This is a genomic window from Rodentibacter rarus (genome assembly GCF_001998965.1).
Lineage (GTDB): Bacteria > Pseudomonadota > Gammaproteobacteria > Enterobacterales > Pasteurellaceae > Rodentibacter > Rodentibacter rarus.
The window spans coordinates 1-19,058 of sequence record NZ_MLHJ01000045.1; the positions used below are offsets into that span (position 1 = coordinate 1).

Annotated in this window: 16 protein-coding genes; 10 read left to right on the forward strand and 6 right to left on the reverse strand. The window is 39.5% G+C overall.

The genetic code is table 11. From position 1 onward, the window contains the following. The coding region (locus BKK50_RS05560; RefSeq protein WP_279625571.1) for an ESPR-type extended signal peptide-containing protein at nt 1-2,138 on the reverse strand (2,138 nt) is incomplete at its 3' end. A 266-nt stretch (nt 2,139-2,404) separates the two neighbouring features. Here BKK50_RS05560 and BKK50_RS13045 point away from each other — a divergent pair. After that, entirely contained in the window at nt 2,405-2,536 is a 132-nt protein-coding gene (locus BKK50_RS13045) for a hypothetical protein (protein ID WP_279625572.1), read from the forward strand. A gap of 156 nt (nt 2,537-2,692) precedes the next feature. On the opposite strand, the gene BKK50_RS05565 is transcribed toward BKK50_RS13045, so the two are convergent. Then, nucleotides 2,693-3,424 carry a glutathione peroxidase gene (locus BKK50_RS05565; RefSeq protein WP_077416134.1) on the reverse strand — a complete coding sequence of 244 codons (732 nt, stop codon included), beginning with the start codon at nt 3,422-3,424 and terminating at the stop codon, nt 2,693-2,695. 124 nt (nt 3,425-3,548) lie between these two features. Here BKK50_RS05565 and oxyR point away from each other — a divergent pair, with 124 nt between their 5' ends. Both oxyR and fabR read left to right on the forward strand, forming a co-directional pair. Continuing rightward, nucleotides 3,549-4,454, forward strand: coding sequence for a DNA-binding transcriptional regulator OxyR (gene oxyR / locus BKK50_RS05570; RefSeq protein ID WP_077416136.1), 906 nt, complete (start codon nt 3,549-3,551; stop codon nt 4,452-4,454). Then, nucleotides 4,454-5,080, forward strand: a complete 627-nt coding sequence (gene fabR, locus BKK50_RS05575) for an HTH-type transcriptional repressor FabR (protein ID WP_077416138.1) — start codon at nt 4,454-4,456, stop codon at nt 5,078-5,080. The genes oxyR and fabR overlap by 1 nt, the downstream gene beginning before the upstream one ends. Nucleotides 5,081-5,315: 235 nt before the next feature. Here the strand turns inward: fabR and BKK50_RS05580 are convergent, their stop codons facing one another. From BKK50_RS05580 to BKK50_RS05585, 3 genes are all read right to left on the reverse strand, one after another. Next, nucleotides 5,316-5,756, reverse strand: a complete 441-nt coding sequence (locus BKK50_RS05580; protein ID WP_341864589.1) for a hypothetical protein — start codon at nt 5,754-5,756, stop codon at nt 5,316-5,318. A gap of 186 nt (nt 5,757-5,942) precedes the next feature. Further along, entirely contained in the window at nt 5,943-6,065 is a 123-nt protein-coding gene (locus tag BKK50_RS13210; RefSeq protein WP_425272388.1) for a transposase-like zinc-binding domain-containing protein, read from the reverse strand. Between the two features lie 173 nt (nt 6,066-6,238). Further along, a complete protein-coding gene (locus tag BKK50_RS05585; RefSeq protein WP_077416140.1) occupies nt 6,239-7,558 on the reverse strand; it encodes an NCS2 family permease in 1,320 nt (439 codons plus the stop codon). Nucleotides 7,559-7,732: 174 nt separating this feature from the next. Between BKK50_RS05585 and BKK50_RS05590 the strand changes: the two genes are divergently transcribed. Continuing rightward, nucleotides 7,733-8,263: an inorganic diphosphatase gene (locus BKK50_RS05590; protein ID WP_005695476.1), complete on the forward strand. Its 531-nt coding sequence runs from the start codon at nt 7,733-7,735 to the stop codon at nt 8,261-8,263. Between the two features lie 99 nt (nt 8,264-8,362). Here BKK50_RS05590 and dld read toward each other — a convergent pair whose 3' ends face one another. After that, on the reverse strand, nt 8,363-10,051 hold the full coding sequence (gene dld / locus BKK50_RS05595; protein ID WP_077416143.1) for a D-lactate dehydrogenase: 1,689 nt from the start codon (nt 10,049-10,051) through the stop codon (nt 8,363-8,365). 188 nt (nt 10,052-10,239) lie between these two features. Here dld and galE point away from each other — a divergent pair, with 188 nt between their 5' ends. From galE to BKK50_RS05625, 6 genes are all read left to right on the forward strand, one after another. Beyond that, nucleotides 10,240-11,256 carry a UDP-glucose 4-epimerase GalE gene (gene galE / locus BKK50_RS05600; protein WP_077416145.1) on the forward strand — a complete coding sequence of 339 codons (1,017 nt, stop codon included), beginning with the start codon at nt 10,240-10,242 and terminating at the stop codon, nt 11,254-11,256. 79 nt (nt 11,257-11,335) lie between these two features. Then, nucleotides 11,336-12,601, forward strand: coding sequence for an MFS transporter (locus BKK50_RS05605; protein ID WP_143529763.1), 1,266 nt, complete (start codon nt 11,336-11,338; stop codon nt 12,599-12,601). 102 nt (nt 12,602-12,703) lie between these two features. Continuing rightward, nucleotides 12,704-13,348: an adenylate kinase gene (adk, locus tag BKK50_RS05610; RefSeq protein WP_077416147.1), complete on the forward strand. Its 645-nt coding sequence runs from the start codon at nt 12,704-12,706 to the stop codon at nt 13,346-13,348. An 80-nt stretch (nt 13,349-13,428) separates the two neighbouring features. Beyond that, nucleotides 13,429-15,438: a hypothetical protein gene (locus tag BKK50_RS05615; RefSeq protein WP_077416149.1), complete on the forward strand. Its 2,010-nt coding sequence runs from the start codon at nt 13,429-13,431 to the stop codon at nt 15,436-15,438. A 164-nt stretch (nt 15,439-15,602) separates the two neighbouring features. Beyond that, on the forward strand, nt 15,603-16,982 hold the full coding sequence (gene trhP / locus BKK50_RS05620) for a prephenate-dependent tRNA uridine(34) hydroxylase TrhP (RefSeq protein ID WP_077416151.1): 1,380 nt from the start codon (nt 15,603-15,605) through the stop codon (nt 16,980-16,982). A gap of 346 nt (nt 16,983-17,328) precedes the next feature. After that, nucleotides 17,329-18,966, forward strand: coding sequence for a ShlB/FhaC/HecB family hemolysin secretion/activation protein (locus tag BKK50_RS05625; protein WP_077416153.1), 1,638 nt, complete (start codon nt 17,329-17,331; stop codon nt 18,964-18,966). Nucleotides 18,967-19,058 lie beyond the last annotated feature (92 nt).

Here is a 19,058-nt window from a genome sequence, read left to right on the forward strand (position 1 = left end):
TTATTCGCCGTCACGTTATTAACCGTGATGTTCTCTGAAAGACCATAGGTGATGTTATAACCGTCTTGGTTTATCTCTAAGTTTTTACCTGCGATGAATTGAACCGTATCGCCCGCTTTCACTTCTACACCGGTGGCATTGGCATTGCTCACCACTTGTTTGTCATGGGTTGAGGTGTTCACCGTGTGATATACGCTGTTAATCGTGTTTACGATATCACCCACGGTGGCGACTTTATTCTCATCGCCAACAATCGTAATTATATTATCCGCAGGAATAATAATATCCGTACCGTTATAGTAAAAATTGCCATCATCGCCCTTGACAACAACTTTATTTAGATTGTTCTTATCTTGATAAGTCGTTGCAGTATTTGGCGCAGCTTTACCACCTTCAACTTTCGACTCACCTGTCGTAATACTATTGGCAACTTCTTCAACACGCGATGCCACTAAGTAAAGCTGTGAACCATTGATCGCATCCGTTGATGTATTGGAAATATTACCTGCGCCAACGTGTAAAATTCGGCGCTCTGCATCTTTCGCACCAACGCTAACGTAATGTCCGCTGCGGTTGGTGAAATTATTCCCAGCGAAACGTGATGCGTCATAGGTAAAACTGTCAATTGTTGCATTTGGCGCTGCTGTGACTGATTCAGAGCCAGCCGAGTTATCCCCCAATACGACAGAACCGGATGTCGTGAGGTTGATATTATTCCCTATCGCATAGCTATTTGTCGCCTCGGCATTAAGGGTGTTATTTGCCCCCATTGCACCGGCATTTGAGGCTCTAATCGTGTTATCCACCCCAACTGCAATGCCTTTATCGCCTGCGGTGATTTTACTTCTTGTCCCGATAATTGTGCCGTTTGTGGCACTAGAAATGGAAGCGTACGCTCCTACAGCAGTCCCTTCTGACGCATTCGACATCGTTGAACCTTGCCCAAGCACAGTCGCATTGCTGGAAATAGTTACAGTGGTATTTGCCCCCACTGCTGTCGCAAAATGAGAGTCAGTAATGGTTGAGTTGCCCCCAATGGCGACCGTGCGGTTACTATTCGTTATACAAGCATCAGTACCAAGCAAAGTGGCGTATCTGGAATTATATACTCTTGAGTACGGTCCTATGGAAATGGAGTATTTACTATTCTCGAGATCTGATACATTTGTTTCTGTGGCTGTACTTCCACCATAAATCCCTGATAAATAACCCATTGCTATCGACCGACTACTGTCCACGCGAGTAAATGAGCCCATTCCGAATGAGAACCCCCCAATTACTTTTGCGTTTGTCCCAATAGCAACAGATTGCTGAGCAGTTTCGGTGGTCGTACTATTTACCCCCAATACAAAAGAGACATCCCCGAGTGCATTATTATGGCGACCGAGTGCGACACTGGATAAATTGGCAGTGTTTCCTTCACCAATCGCAATAGTAGAATCACGCCCACCATTTATATGTCTCCATCCATATGCCTTATTACCCAAACCAATAGCAAGCGAACCTTGTCCTTGAGCTAAGGAACCTCCACCAATCGCTATACCACCCGTAGCACCTGGTTCGTCCCCTGCGACAACGGTTGCACCATCACCAATCGCTATACCTCTGTTAGTCGTGGCATTTGAGCGATTACCAATAGCAATAGAGTTATCACCTGTGGCTTTTGCGGATGAGGAAATCGCAACGGACATTTCACCGCTTGCACTGGCTTCCTTACCGATAGCAGTAGCTTCCTGACCACTTGCGTTCGATTTGGCACCAAGTGCCGTTGAATAGTTAGCTGTGGCTTTAGTCTGTGCCCCAAGTGCGGTTGAATAATCATTAACCGTTGTTGCTTCATTACCAATTGCAACCGCTTGTTCTCCGGGTGCCTTAGCTGCCCAACCTAATGCAATCGCACTATTACCACCGGCAGATGCTCCTTGTCCCCCCCAAATTCGACCACCACTCCACTCAACAGAAGCAGCCAAAGCCGATCCACCAACCACCGTTGCCCCAGCCGTTATCAATGAAACTGCAAAAATTGAGATTTTCTTTTCTGATCTTGACTTCGTTTTGCCTTTTGCTTTGGTTAATTCGGATACCGCCACCCAAGATTGGGTTGCATGGTTCCAAATTACTCTAAAAATCTTGTTCATTTAGGGTCTCCCAAAATTAATTAAAAAATTAACCGCTCTTTCTATAATTTAATAAGTGTTGAAAGAGATCTTGCGAATTCTACTTAAAAAATGTACTAACCACAAATCAATCCATAATCTTTACAAAAATTTACATAACATGATTTATGTTCCATTTACCGGCTCCGTGAAATAAATTTTGGCTAATTAAATACCGATATTATGCGCCTCCAAAAATTCTATTGCGTTGGAAGAAGGTTTATCCGACAATCGGTTAATTACGCTGATTGCTGATAGCTTCAACATTCGATATTGAAGAATTAGTACAAGAAGGGCGAGGCAATGCGGTATCGGTTATGACGATGAAAGTTTGCCCAACACTGCCGAGTTTAGGCTATTGTGCGATGACCGATTTATGAGTGGGGACTATAAGATTGCTTGCCTCTAATAAAAGCGTAAAGTGCGGTTAGATTTTAGAGAGATTTTATTCATAAAAAAGCCAAACTCTGCAAAGAGTTTGGCTTTCTGTCATTAAAGTTCCAAATTAAATTAATTAGCTAAAACTGCATTCCCACTTATGCGAAATATTTTTCTAAATCATCGCTGCCACCAATGTATTCACCGCCGATAAAGACTTGTGGCACACTGGTTTTACCGGTGATCGCACGCACAGAAATGGTGCTGGCATCACGACCTAACACGATTTCTTCAAAAGTATAATCTTTCGCTTTTAATAATGCTTTTGCTTTCGCACAGAATGGGCAGCCCGGTTTAGTGAAGACGGTAACAGAAGGTTTTGCTGTCCAGCCCGGTTTTAAATATTTGAGCATCGTATCGGCATCAGATACTTTGAACGGATCGCCCGGCTCTTCCGGTTCAATGAACATTTTTTCTACGACACCGTTTTTAACGAGCATAGAATAGCGCCAAGAACGTTTGCCAAAACCTAAATCTTCTTTGCCTACAAGCATCCCCATACCTTCGGTAAATTCGCCGTTACCATCCGGAATAACGGTGATATTTTCTGATTCTTGATCGGCTTTCCAAGCATTCATAACGAAAGTATCGTTGACAGAAATACAAATAATATCATCCACGCCGGCGGCTTTAAATTCGCAAGCTAATTCATTATAGCGGGGCAAGTGTGTTGATGAGCAAGTTGGGGTAAATGCTCCCGGGAGTGAAAATACAACAACGGTTTTATTATCAAATAATTCGCCGGTGGTGACATCAACCCAAGCATCGCCTTGACGGGTATGAAAGGTGACATTCGGTACTTTTTTACCGGTCATATCGGTGAGAGACATATTTTTCTCCTTAATTTTTAAGTTAAGTTTTTATTCAGGAGCTGGATTATAGTCAAACTTATGATATAGTTGCAATCAATTAATTCTATTTTTTCAATTGACTTTTTCTATAAGGAAAGATTTTATGAATATTCGTGATTTGGAATATTTGGTGGCATTATCCGAGCATAAACATTTTCGCCGTGCCGCAGATTCGTGCAATGTTAGCCAACCTACACTTAGTGGACAAATTCGTAAACTGGAAGATGAACTTGGGATTATTTTATTGGAACGCACCAGCCGAAAAGTGCTGTTTACCCAATCCGGAATGCTCCTTGTTGAACAAGCTCGTACCGTTTTACGTGAAGTGAAATTATTAAAAGAAATGGCAAGCAACCAAGGTAAAGAAATGACAGGTCCGTTGCATATCGGTTTAATCCCAACGGTCGGTCCTTATTTACTTCCTTATATTGTGCCCACTTTAAAAGCCGCTTTTCCTGACCTGGAAATTTTCCTTTATGAGGCTCAAACACAACAATTGTTAGAGCAACTTGAAACCGGACGATTGGATTGTGCCATTTTAGCCCGTGTACCACAGACCGAAGCATTTATTGAAGTGCCGATTTTTGAAGAGAAGATGTTATTGGCCGTGTCAGAGAAACACCCTTGGGCGAAAGAAAAAAAGATCTCTATGAACAGTCTGACAGGGCAAGAAATGTTGATGTTGGACGATGGACATTGTTTACGTAATCAAGCACTAGATTATTGTTTTGCCGCAGGAGCGAAAGAAAATTCACATTTCCAAGCAACCAGCCTTGAAACCTTACGTAATATGGTGGCTGCCAATGGCGGTATCACATTTATGCCGGAACTTGCAGTCAAAAATGAGGGAACACGCAAAGGCGTAAAATATATTCCATGTCATTCGCCTGAACCGGCACGGAGTATTACTTTAGTCTATCGCCCGGGGTCGCCCTTGCGTAGCCGTTATGAACGTGTGGCAAAAGCGGTGAGTGATGAAGTGAAATCTCTTCTTGCCGGAGCAAAATAATGGCAGGTGTTCGTGCAATTCAAAAAGAAAAGACACGTCGTGCTTTGGTGGATGCCGCATTTAACCAACTCAGTGCAGAAAAAAGTTTTTCTAACCTGAGTTTACGGGAAGTCGCACGAGAGGCGGGCATTGCCCCCACCTCTTTTTACCGCCATTTTAGTGATATGGATGAATTAGGCTTGGAAATGGTGGATGAAGCCGGATTGATTTTACGCCAACTTATGCGTCAGGCACGTAAACGGATTGATGCGGGGGGCAGTGTGATTGTCGTATCGGTTGATACGTTTTTTGAATTTATCACCAACAGCACAAACGTATTCCGTTTACTCTTGCGGGAAAGTTCGGGAACATCTCAAGCATTTCGCACCGCCGCTGCACGAGAAATTAAACATTTTGTGGATGAGCTTGCGGAATATATTGCGCATAAGCATCAATATCCACAATATATTGCTTACGTACAGGCGGAAGGTATCGTGACGATTGTCTTCACCGCCGGTGCAAACGCATTAGATATGAACAAACAGGAACGTGAACAACTCAAACAACGTGTGATTTTACAATTACGTATGATGGCAAAAGGGGCAGATTTTGCAGCGGATAAAGAAAAACAGGCCCAACAAAAATAACATAAAATAAAGCGCTGCTTCTTCCCACAACGCTTTATTTTCACTACCGAAGATTATTGGTGTAATAAACAAAGTGGTTGATCGTGAATTTACGATCAACGCTTTTTCTTTAAAATAATCTTTAATAAATAATATCTTATGATATTTAGTTAAACCCGATAATCTCTACTTAAGTTCTCCCAATAGCCCCTCTAGTCGATTATTCGCCTTTTCTATTTTCAATTCTGGGTATTTTTCAAAGCAAAAAAGATAATCTTGATTTTAAATAAGCACCTCTTAAATTTCTATGTTTATAAAAATATTTTCCTTTATCATTAGGCTTATCAGAACGCTCTTCCAAATATGTTTTATATTCAAGATACCATTTATGTAGATTAACGTAAAACGCTGATTTACTACTTATTTTAAAGGGGTTGGTTAATATTTTTAGAGTTTTCTCCACCTCTGATTTGGGGTTTCTTGTTAGCTTTCTAATCACAATCGCAACTTGATAAAACTGACAAAATTGAGTGGAAATATTCAGCTCGTTTTTCAATAACTCCCATCTGCAATCACAAGTAATTGATTGAATTTTATAGCCTTTTTCTCTAAGTTTGATGATAGCAATAAAGTAATAAATATCTTTCTCGCTTTTGATAATTTGATGATAAACCATTTTTTTAGAGAGCGAATCCATTAGGACAAGTACACCAAATTCTCTTCCCCAAAAGCTCGAATCAATGAGAAGGTTAAGTGTATTATTTTTAGGTGGTTTTAATCTTGTTTTAGGTGAATTTAAAACCTATCGCTGTATCGTTCTAATCAAGTATTGATATTTATTAGCAAGCTGTTTATAAGTTTGTTTTCCCTCTGAATAATCTTGCTAAATTTTTATTGGATCTAATTTTTCTTTAAAAGAAAACATTTTATGACATTCATTACATCTATAATGCTGAATATTATTTCTAATGCCAAACTTACAGATATTTGGACTTTGACAGAAAATATAGTTTTTTTACTCATATTTCAAGAAAATAGGTTAAAACCTTTTACTATAAGGACTTAACCCACTTTTGATCAACCATTTTGTCTATTACACCTAATTTTTTATTTCAATCTTTCTAAAAAATGACCACACTTTTTAAAGTGCGGTCATTTTGATTAGTGAAATGTCTAAGATCAGCTTAACGCCCAACCACCCGCATAGAAAGCGACCAGAGCAATAGCGATTAACACTGTGCCGACATTGAGGCGTTTAATATCACCGCTGACAATTCGACCGATTACTAATGCTGCAAAACCTAGCATAATTCCGGTGACAATATTTGCCGTCAGCACAATGAATACGGCACAAATCAGCCCACTCATTGCTCCAACAAAATCATCAAAATCCAATTTGCTTACATTGCTTAACATTAATAACCCCACATACATGAGTGCCGGTGCGGTGGCATATCCTGGGACTAAGAATGCAAGAGGTTGGAAAAAGAGCATAAATAAAAACAGGATTCCCACAACAATAGCTGTAATCCCGGTTTTACCGCCTGCGGCAGTACCGGCTGCCGATTCAATATAGACCGCAGCAGGGGCGGTGCCGAATAATCCTGAAAATAAGCTGCTGACGGAATCAGAAGTTAAGGCTTTGCCACCATTGATGATTTGTCCGTCTTTATCCAATAAATTTGCTTGCCCTGCCACAGCACGGATAGTGCCGGTGGCATCAAAAACGGCGGTCATTACTAAAGCAAAGACGACAGGTAAAATTGCCGGTTGTAATGCCCCTTGTAAATCTAATTGTAAAAATAGCGAGTTTTCACCAAAAGTCGGCATTTTGAAAATGTCACCGCTGAATTTTACATTAGGATCAAAAATAAGGCCAATGAGAGTTATGGCAATAATCACCCATAAAATTCCACCTTTGATTTTCATTTTTTCTAAACCAACGATAAAGGCTAATCCGATTAATGACATTATCACAGGAAATGCGGTGAAATCACCTAATTTCACCGGTAAACCGGTTTGATTACTTACCACTAAGCCGACACCATTGGCGGCGATTAACAGTAAAAATAATCCAATACCGATACCGGCTCCGTGAGCGATGCTGGAAGGTAGATTGCGTAAGATCCAAGCACGAATACCTGTTGCTGAAATCAGGGTAAATGCAACCCCCATTAGGAACACCGCACCCAATGCAACAGGGATAGATACACCTTGTCCAATCACCAAACTAAAGGCTGTAAAAGCGGTAAGGGAAATGGCACAACCAATCGCCATTGGCGCATTGGCCCATAAGCCAATTAAAATCGAGCCTAAACCGGCGACCAAGCAGGTAGCGATAAAGACAGATTCAGCGGGAAAACCGGCTGCGCCAAGCATATTAGGTACGACAATCACAGAATACACCATCGCAAGAAAGGTGGTTAAACCGGCAATAATTTCTTGGCGAACGGTTGAACCCCGTTTTTGCAGTTCAAAGATTTTTTCTAAATTAGACATGTTGCCTCTAAGGTAAGTTGGAATGAAAGGGGATTATTTTACCGAAACAGGATAGTATGTAAACGTTTGCGTGGGTAAAGTGCGGTTGTTTTTGAATAAAATTTAGAGCGACAACATCACTTAAAAACTGCTATACTCTTGCCGTTTTTTAACTCAATTAAATAAGGAAATACAATGGCTGATTTTAATCAAATTTTAACTCCGGGTGATGTGGATGCAGGAATCATCAATGTTGTCAATGAAATTCCGGAAGGCAGTTGCCACAAAATTGAATGGAACCGCAAAGTTGCAGCGTTCCAGTTGGATCGTGTTGAACCGGCAATTTTTGCCAAACCGACAAACTATGGTTTTATTCCACAAACCTTAGACGAAGATGGCGATGAGTTAGATGTGTTATTACTGACCCGTCAGCCACTGGCAACCGGCGTATTTCTTGAAGCCAAAGTGATTGGTGTGATGAAATTTGTCGATGATGGCGAAGTGGACGATAAAATTGTTTGTGTACCGGCAGATGATCGTGATACCGGCAATGCTTACAACAGCCTTGCGGATGTTCCGGCTCAATTAATCAAACAAATTGAATTTCATTTCAACAATTACAAAGCATTGAAAAAACCGGGTAGCACAAAAGTGACACACTGGGGCGATGTTGAAGAAGCAAAAGAAGTGATTCGTGAATCCATTAAACGTTGGAATGAGCGTTAATTTTTAGTATTTATATCATAAAGGCAGCTTAGGCTGCCTTTCTTTACAAGTAAATTTCTAATTTGCTGTATGTAATGTCTTTGCTCACTATTTTGTGGGCTATTCAGCCCAATATTTTTTCTTTGACATTTGTCCGATACCGGGGTTGAAGCTATTGGTTGGATCTAACTTTTTATAGAATTTATGTAACGCAGGTTTCGCTTCATATAAATGTCCGACATTGTGTTCTGCCGGATATTGCGCACCCCGTTTATCTAATAATTCCAACATGTCATGTTCTAATTTTTCGCAATCATAACCTTTCTTAACAATGTAATCCTGATGGAATACATGGCACATAAAGTGTCCGTAATAAAGTTTATGACTGATTTGCTTATCGATTTCCTCGGGCAATTTCTCAAACCATTCTTTATCATTGCGGCGCAAGGCAATATCAAGTGCAACAATATCTTCAACCTCTTTTTCATGGATAGCACGATAACGAACTGCAGCTGAGGCGACGGCAAAACGATGGAGCATTGCTGCTTGTGTTTCTACCGCATCACATTCAAAATACCCCCCTTTTTGATGATCGCTAAAATAATCTTTTAAGAAATGACGGGCTTCACTTACCCCTTTCCCGCCCATTTTTATAATTAAATGGTGTTCATAGCGATCTCGATACTGCCATAAGCGTTTTGGTAGATGTTTCGGTAATATTTTGGAGACCAATTGTAAAAATTTATCGCTTAAATGCTGGGGTAAAAAGGACATTTTCTTACTTAAGCGATCCACATTGGCTTTTAAGGAAAATAACTTAGGTAGCCAATGCGTGCCAAATTTTTTTATCACCCAAAAGGTATCTTTTCCATAACGGGCGGCAATGTCAAAAGCATCTCGATGAATATATTCACCTGAAATCGGCAACTGTTCAAAATGCCCTAGCATTTGGCGGCGGATGTCGTTCAGCACATTGGTCTGATTTGTACCTATGTAGAAAACAGCCGTTTCACTTTCTGATGGGAAGGTGTCTAAACGCACGGCAAACACAGCCAGTTTTCCTGCGCAGCCTGAGGCTTCATAGTGGCGGGCAGGATCGGCATTAAAACGGGCCGGAGAGTTTTCATCCACTTGACGAACGTGATTGCAATAACTGTGGTCATGGCCTTTTCCGCAATCCTGAACAATATCTTTTTGCTGATAATGATGACCTTGTAAATTCGTTAAAATTTCTTCCGGGGTAGAACCTAAATCAATACCTAGGTGATTTTTAAGTTCTAATTCACCTTGCTCATTTAATTGAGCATAAAGTGCCATTTCCGTATAGGCGGGGCCTCGTTGAACGAGTGCGCCACCGGAGTTATTACAAATTCCTCCGATGACAGAGGCACCAATACAAGATGAACCGATCACTGAATGTGGTTCACGCCCGTGAGGTTTTAGTTTATTTTCCAAATCATTTAACGTTGAACCCGGTAGGCAAATCACTTGAGAGGCATTGTTAATCAATTGAATACCATCAATTCTCATGGCATTGATGATCACAATCTCACGATCATAATCATTGCCGTTTGGTGTTGAACCCCCGGTTAATCCTGTGTTGGCAGCTTGGTTAATCACAATAACATCTTGCGCAACACACACTTTTAGAACTTGCCAAAATTCAAGTAAAGTGGCGGGTTTAACAACGGCAATGGCGCTTCCTGAGCCGAAACGGTATCCGCTACGATAAGATTCGGTTTTTGACGGCTCGGTGATGATATATTGTGTGCCAACAATTTTAGTGAGTTGAGAGATAAGTTGATTCATAGATGTTTGTAATACTCATGTTAAAAAATAGTTTCTATTTTATATACTTAGACAATAAATTATGCCAGTACCAAAAGATCATTTTGTGACAAATATCACATAAAAGTGCGGTTAAAATTGCTACATTTTTTGAAGTAAAATAGTGCTATAATCAGCGTTGGTTATAAGTCTATGAAAAGGAGTCAAAGATGACCATTTTAGTCACCGGCGGTGCTGGGTATATCGGTTCGCACACGGTTGTTGAATTATTAAATGCAGGCAAAGAAGTAGTGGTATTAGACAATCTTTGCAATTCCTCCCCGAAATCCCTTGAGCGTGTCAAACAAATCACCGGTAAAAGCGTTAAATTCTATGAGGGTGATATTTTAGATCGTGCATTACTGCAAAAAATTTTTGCTGAAAATGCTATTCATTCTGTGATTCACTTTGCCGGATTAAAGGCGGTGGGTGAAAGCGTGCAAAAACCGGCGGAATATTATATGAACAATGTTGCCGGTACAGTGGTGTTGTTGCAAGAAATGAAAAAAGCGAAGGTGTGGAACTTTGTTTTTAGCTCTTCTGCCACGGTATATGGTGATCCCAAAATTATTCCTATTACGGAAGACTGCGAAGTGGGTGGCACAACCAATCCTTATGGCACATCAAAATATATGGTGGAGCAAATTTTGCGGGATGTGGCAAAAGCCGAACCGCAATTTAGTATGACGATTTTACGCTATTTTAATCCGGTGGGGGCGCATTCAAGCGGTTTGATTGGTGAAGATCCAAACGGTATTCCGAATAATTTATTGCCTTATATTAGCCAAGTGGCGATTGGTAAACTAGCACAGCTTTCGGTTTTTGGTAGTGATTATGACACGCATGATGGCACCGGTGTGCGTGATTACATTCATGTGGTAGATTTAGCCATCGGGCATTTGAAAGCTCTTCAGCGTCATGAAGAGGATGCCGGGTTACATATTTATAACCTTGGTACAGGGCAAGGTTATTCGGTGTTAGATATGGTGAAAGCCTTTGAAAAAGCCAATAATATTGAGATTTCTTATAAGATGGTGGATCGCCGTCCGGGTGATATCGCCACTTGTTATTCCGATCCAAGTTTGGCGGCAAAAGAACTAGGCTGGACAGCAGAACGTAATCTAGAGCAAATGATGAAAGATACGTGGAATTGGCAAAAAAATAATCCGCAAGGATATAAGGATTAATTTTTCTAAAAATCCTTTATGGTGGCACGGCAACCAACACCGTGCCACGAAAACATAACTAAAATTGACCGCACTTTTTATGCCAAACTCGCTTTTTTCCCAAATTTTTACACGTCAGATGCTGATTTGCGTGTTCACCGGTTTTAGCTCCGGTTTACCTTTATTCGTCTTATTACAAATGTTACCGGTGTGGTTGACTGATAAGCAGCTTTCTGTGGAATTAATCGGGGCGGTGACAGGCGTTATGTTGCCTTACGGCTTAAAATTTTTATGGGCGCCGTTGTTAGATCGCTATTTTCCCAGTTTTTTAGGCCGCCGCCGAAGTTGGCTTTTAATTTCTCAAGTGATCTTATTGATTTTACTTTATATTATCAGCCTTTTTGATCCACGCTCGCAATTAACGGTGGTGGCGAATATTGCATTGCTGATTGCCTTTTTTTCTGCCACACAAGATATTGTGCTTGATGCTTATCGCCGTGAAATTTTAAGTGACCATGAACTAGGCTTAGGCAACACCATCCATATTAATGCCTATCGTATTGCTGGTTTAATTCCCGGTGGGATTTCTCTTTATCTGGCTACAATTTACCCTTGGGAAACGGTGTTTTTATGGACGGCACTTTGTATGCTGGCAGGTATTTTTATGACGTTATTTCTCGCCAAAGAACCCAAGATTGATACGCCGCAACACAATCAGCCTTTTTATCAAACCTTTTGGATTCCTTTGCAAGAATTTTTCCAACGTAAAGGTGTGGCACAAGGGCTCGGTTTTTTACTGTTTTTGTTTTTATATAAATTTGGCGATTCCTTTGCCACCACGCTTCAAACCAAATTCATTTACGACATAGGATTTGGCAAAGAAGACATTGCATTGGTGGTGAAAAGCACTTCTCTTTGGGCAAGCATTTTATCCGGGCTTGCGGGAGGCGTGATTATGCTAAAACTCGGCATTAACCGAGCATTATGGTTATTTGGTTTTGTGCAAATGGTCACCATTGGCGGTTTTATTTGGTTGGCAAAATTTGGTCATTTTGACAGCATCAGTTCTACCGAATTATGGCGATTAGGTTTTGTTATCGCTGCTGAATATATTGGTGTAGGGCTTGGCACCGCAGCCTTTGTGGCCTTTATGGCGCGTGAAACCAACCCGCTTTATACTGCCACCCAACTGGCACTGTTTACCAGCCTCTCCGCTTTACCCAGCAAAGGGTTAGGTATGCTTTCCGGCTATGTAGTGGGGGCAGTAGGCTATTATGATTATTTTTGGCTATGCTTATTTTTAGCCCTTCCAGGGATGATTTGCCTATATTGGGTCGCCCCTTGGAATGAGAAAAAATCTGCATAGTGGAAAAGTGCGCTCAAAAAGATAAAAAATTTGACCGCACTTCCCTTTATCAGTATCTTACCCAGGTTTATTTACATTGATTAATTTAATTGGAGATTTTTTATGAAAATTATTCTTTTGGGTGCACCGGGCGCAGGAAAAGGAACACAAGCACAGTTTATTATGAAAAAATTTGGCATTCCTCAAATTTCAACCGGTGATATGTTCCGTGCTGCAATTAAAGCGGGGACAGAACTTGGTAAACAAGCGAAAGCCTTAATGGATGAAGGAAAATTAGTGCCGGATGAATTAACCGTGGCATTAGTGAAAGATCGCATTGCCCAACCGGATTGTGCACAGGGTTTCTTATTAGACGGTTTTCCTCGTACCATTCCACAAGCCGATGCGTTGAAAGAATCGGGTGTGAAAATTGATTATGTCTTAGAGTTTGATGTGCCTGATGAGGTGATTGTTGAGCGTATGAGTGGCCGCCGTGTTCACCAAGCTTCAGGACGTTCTTACCACATTGTTTATAATCCACCGAAAGTGGAAGGCAAAGATGACATTACCGGCGAAGATCTGATTATCCGTGCGGATGATAAACCGGAAACCGTATTGGATCGCTTAGCGGTTTATCACAAACAAACCCAACCGTTGGTGGATTATTATCAAGCTGAAGCGAAAGCAGGAAATACACAATATTTCCGCTTGGATGGCACACAACAAGTGGAAGCCGTTAGCCAAGAGCTGGATAAAATCTTAGGTTAAAAATAATGAAAAGCTGACCGTACTTTGATGAAAAGTGCGGTCATTTTCTTGGTTGTTTTCAATATTGAATTGAGGGAAATATGAGTAAAAGAAAAACAATTACCTTGACGCTTGCTACAATATTTGTTGCCCTTAGCACAGGTGCACAAATTTATACCAATTATAAAGTGGATCAGGTATTACAAAAATTCCCTTACTTGTTAGATAACGAAGCGATATTACAGATTACAGAAAGCAATAAGAATTTTTTTCGCCGTGATTTAGTATTCAGTATAAAAAATAGCGAAGATGATAAGGCAGAGATTATTTCCTCTCAGTTAACGACTTTGCCTTTCTTTATTACCGCAGAATCCAAATTTTCTGATCAGTTTGTGAGAAAATTAAATAAAAATTTAAATATTACCATTGATAAAAATACGATTAATAGTCAGTTTTCGCCGGTAGGGGATTATTTGCAGTCAACTATCCTGACTGAATTTAGAGATTTTGCCAATAAACCGCAAGAATTAGCGGTTTCGTTAAATTTTGTTAATTATAAAGAAATAGAACTTAAAGGGAATTTAACCGGGTTTAATTATGATAATGACAGCAACTTAAAAAAACTTGAGGGAAAAATTCATCTTATCCCCGTTAGTACCCATCAATATGATTTAACAAATATCGAATTATTCGCTGAAAATGCAGATATCGCCTTATTAAACGGGGAAAATACGCGTTTACAGCTCAAAAATGCCACCTACAAATTTAATAAAAAAGATCAGGGGGGAAAACGGGATTTAACCACGACATTTAGTAGTGATATTTTGCGTATTTCCAATAAAAACCGTACCACAGAAGAAAGCCAAACGACATTTGGCGGTTTAAATATTATGCTGAATCAGAAAGGTGTACCAAGTGCGGTCAATTTTTATAATGAATTTAAAAAACTTGAAGCCGACACTAATATCAAAGGTGGGACAGGTCTACTCATCGCTATCCTAACCCAAAATGATGTTTTTGATGGTAAACTTTCCGTTATTTCCGTGAATGCACCAAAAAATCAAAAACCTTATTTTAATTTACAAAATGGAAAATTGATATTGCAATTAAATAATCAAGATCTCACCAAAGCTGTCGCTAATTTCAAACTAAATGTTGCAAGTGTTAAGCAAACCCCAGAAGAAGACGCCCAAAAATGGGAAGCCAAGGAAGGAAAACTTAATGTTCAATTGAATGATTATAATCTTGCCAATGAACTTGCATTTATTCCTTTTTGGCTGGATAGTTTAATGGCAAAAGAATTACCTATTAAAGATAATAAAAATTTTTTAGCCCAGAAAGAAAAGTGGACAAAAGAATTTAATGGAAACTCAAATATTGAGTTTTCATTAAGTAATTTAGTGATAGCCAAAAATAAAATTAATGAAATTTCATTTAAAAATAAATATGAATCACTAGAAAATGATCAATATGAACAAAATATTTTTTTAACGGCTAATAAAATAGATTATACTGCGGAGAATATGCAAATAGAAAATTTATCTATTTCTATTCCGTTAAAAGGAAATTATCACAAAGCTTATTTAAGTAATACATTTTGTACGAGTGGTTATTATAGCCAACTTTGTGGCGCATATTTAGCGAAGGAAACGCAATTACGATATTTTGAGAATCGATTAAAAGCACTTGATTTTATTATAAATAATGCTGCTGTTAGTTTTAATCTCGATACTTTGCCTAAAACCAAAGCCTATCCGGTAAAATTTGAAGCAAATGGAATATTAGCCAAAGCGCAGGAAGAGGGGAAATTATCTCAGAATGGGGATTTCTTAGATAGAATAAAAGGTTTATTAACGATTTCATTTAATAAAGGATTAGTTGAAACGTCTGATGAGAAAACGGATAAAATTAAAGAAAAAAGTTCATTTTGGCGTATGATTCAAAGTGAAATTAAACCCTATGATACCGTTCTCTCTCCTTTTGTCGAAGAAGGTGAAAATTATGTGGCTAAGTTTGAAAAAAATGACAATGGCATTTTCATCAATGGTAAATCCCTGGAGGAAATAGAACAAGAGCTTTTGATAGAAGGCGATTCCTCAGAAGAAGAATAAACAATACCCACCTTGCGTGGGTATTTTTATGGTTAACGAAAAACACCCCAAAATCTGACCGCACTTTATCCTTTACAATTAATGAAATCAACCTAAAATACGGGCTTTTAACACGACTTGCCTATGGGTAGGTCACTGACTTGAAATCAGAAAAAGAGTAAATTATGACAACCTTATTTAAGCCCGAGTTACTTTCTCCTGCCGGTTCGCTCAAAAATATGCGCTATGCCTTTGCTTATGGAGCGGATGCCGTTTATGCCGGTCAGCCTCGTTATAGCTTACGCGTGCGTAACAATGAATTTAATCATACGAATTTAAAAATCGGTATTGATGAAGCCCACGCCCTCGGCAAAAAATTCTATGTGGTGGTGAATATTGCACCGCATAATTCTAAACTGAAAACCTTCATTAAAGATTTACAACCGGTGATTGATATGAGGCCGGATGCCTTAATTATGTCCGATCCCGGTTTAATTATGTTAGTGCGTGAACATTTCCCTCATATAGATATTCACCTTTCCGTACAAGCCAATGCGGTAAATTGGGCAACGGTGAAGTTTTGGAAACAAATGGGGCTTACTCGGGTGATTTTATCCCGTGAGCTTTCGTTAGATGAAATTGCTGAAATTCGTCAGCAAGTGCCGGATATTGAACTCGAAATTTTTGTACACGGTGCGTTATGTATGGCCTATTCCGGTCGTTGTTTACTTTCTGGTTACATTAATAAGCGTGATCCGAACCAAGGCACTTGCACCAATGCCTGCCGTTGGGAATATAAAATGGAAGAAGGCACGACGGATGAAGTGGGCAATATTGTGCCAAAAGTCGATCCTCGCCAACAAATTGAAGTTAAAAATGTTGCCCCTACGCTGGGGGAAGGACAGGTGACGGATAAAGTCTTTCTTTATACGGAATCACAAAAGCCGGATGAACAAATGACCGCTTTTGAAGATGAACACGGCACTTACTTTATGAATTCAAAAGATTTGCGTGCCGTACAACATGTGGAAAAATTGACCGCACTTGGTGTGCATTCCTTAAAAATTGAAGGGCGAACCAAATCTTTCTATTATTGCGCCCGTACTGCGCAAGTCTATCGAAAAGCCATTGATGATGCGGCAGCGGGTAAACCTTTTGATGAAACTTTGATGGATACGTTAGAGTCCCTCGCTCATCGTGGTTATACCGAAGGGTTTTTACGTCGCCATACACATGATGAGTATCAAAACTATGAATACGGCTATTCTATTTCTGATCGTCAGCAGTTTGTTGGTGAGTTTACCGGAAAACGCAATGAGCAGGGCATGGCTGAAGTGGCAGTAAAAAATAAGTTTTTACTGGGCGATGAAGTAGAGATGATGACACCACAAGGCAATATCAATTTTAAAATAGAGAAAATGCTTAATCGAAAAAATGAGCCGGTTGAGGCGGCATTAGGTGACGGGCATTTCGTTTTCTTGGATGTACCGCAAGATATTGATTTGGCGTGTGCTCTTTTAATGCGAAATTTAGTGAATGCAAATACACGTAATCCGCATAAATAAAATTGTAAGATATTTGTTAAATAATGGTTGCATTTGTTTTGGTTTTGAGTATAATGCGTCTCATACCTGATTTGTTAATTCAACAACTCATAGTATGACTCCAAATGTTTTGCCCTTTCAGCTTTTGAAAGGGCTTTTTTTATGCCCCTTTGGAAGGGGATGGATAAAATCAAGTACTTGTTGCTCTAATTCTATTTTCCGTTTTTTCTGAGAGGATAAGTCGTGGCGATTTTAGTCAGTTAGTTGTAGCAATCCAAAACAAGTCACCATAAAAACACGCTTTCATCTTCGTGCTTTACTCATTATGCGGTATGATGTGGCACATAATTTATTTAGGGATACACTTATGAAGCATCTTTTAATCTTACTCGCTTGTGTGCCGATTTTTACTTGGGCAAATCAGCAATCAATACCAATACAAAATGAATTTAACCGTTTTCAACAGCAAGCCAAAAATCAAAATGAGCAGCTTCAGCAAGTGCAGCAACAACGTTGGCTTTCACAGCATCAATATCAAACGGAACAACAGACGTATGTTCAAGCGGATTTGTCTCAAGTTTGCCTACCGTATAGTGAAGTGCAGTTTGTCGGTTTTCATTTAATCGATCCTTTGCCTTTTGCCCCCCAAAAGAATGCGTGTTTAAATGAAGAGCGCTTAAACCAACTTAGTCAAGCGCTTACCTCTGCCTACCTCGCTCTAGGTTATATTTATAATCCTTTTCAATTTGAAGACGATGGTTCCGGAAAACTCACAATGAGAGTAACAGAAGGGAAAGTAAGTTTGCTTTCCAGTGCCAGTGAGAGGCTCAATTTTAGTATGCTTTTACCGAATGCTTTAGGTAAGCCGTTAAATATTAAGGATCTGGATCAAGCATTGGATCAGGCGAATAAAATGTCGGGAAGTAAAGTGAGCGTTGATGTGCTACCGGCAAAAAATGGTGAAATTGAATTGTCCTTTGTTAATGAAGAAAAATCTCGTGTAACAGGTTATGCCGGTATGGATAATTTCGCTTCAAAACGCTTGGGACGTTGGCAAGCTAAAGGGGGGCTGAGTATTGATAATCCTTTAGGGCTTTCCGATAGTCTTTATCTTAATGTCAGTCACAGTTTGAAATCTTACCATCATAATTTTAACCGTTCATTTTCATTCTTCCATACTATTCCTTATGGCTATTGGTCATTGAGTACCTTTGGCTCTTTTTCGGCATTTAAATCGACTCTTCCATTACAATATAATACTGTTGAACAAAAGGGATATACTTGGCAGGCAGCGTTGCGTAGTGATTACACATTTAGACGTGATTCGAATTCAATTTCCAATCTTTATGCACAATTAGAACGGATTAAAAGTAAAAGTTATTTCCAGGATAGTCTGATTTCTTTGCAAAGCCCTACCTTAACAACCGCTCAAATTGGTATTAATCACTTACAATTATTTTCTTATGGTTCATTGATGACCGACTTTAGCTATGAAAGAGGTTTAAAGTGGTGGAATACTATGGTCAACCAAGGACGGGATCAGCCGGAAGGTCAATTTAATCGCTGGCGGGCAGAATTACAATTTAATGCGTTTTACCCGATTAAATCTCAGATTTTCCACCAATCTAGCCGTTTAATTGGACAATATAGTCATAACTATTTACCGGCTATTAAACAGGATGAGTTACTCGGACGCTATGCTGTACGGGGTTTTAATGATTTTTCCCTGTCAGCAGAAAAAAGTGCGGTATTGCAAAATAATCTAGGTTGGTTATATCAATATAAGCAATGGCAGATTGAACCCTATTTAGGGTTGGATATCGGCGTTCAAAAAGCAACGGCGCAAGGTGCTAATAGTCAAAAAGCGTTTGGTTATGTGCTAGGTGTAAAAACCACTCATCCTCGTTGGTATATGCAATTAGAATGGGCAACAGGAAGATTGTTCCAACGAAATCAAGTTATTCAGGAACGAAGTATTAATGTGAATTGGCAAGTTGTATTTTAATCAGTCAATACGATGTATTCTTAATTACTATATTCATTTAAGTTTGAAGCATGATAAAAATCGTGATGTAGGTCACAAATTTATATATTTTT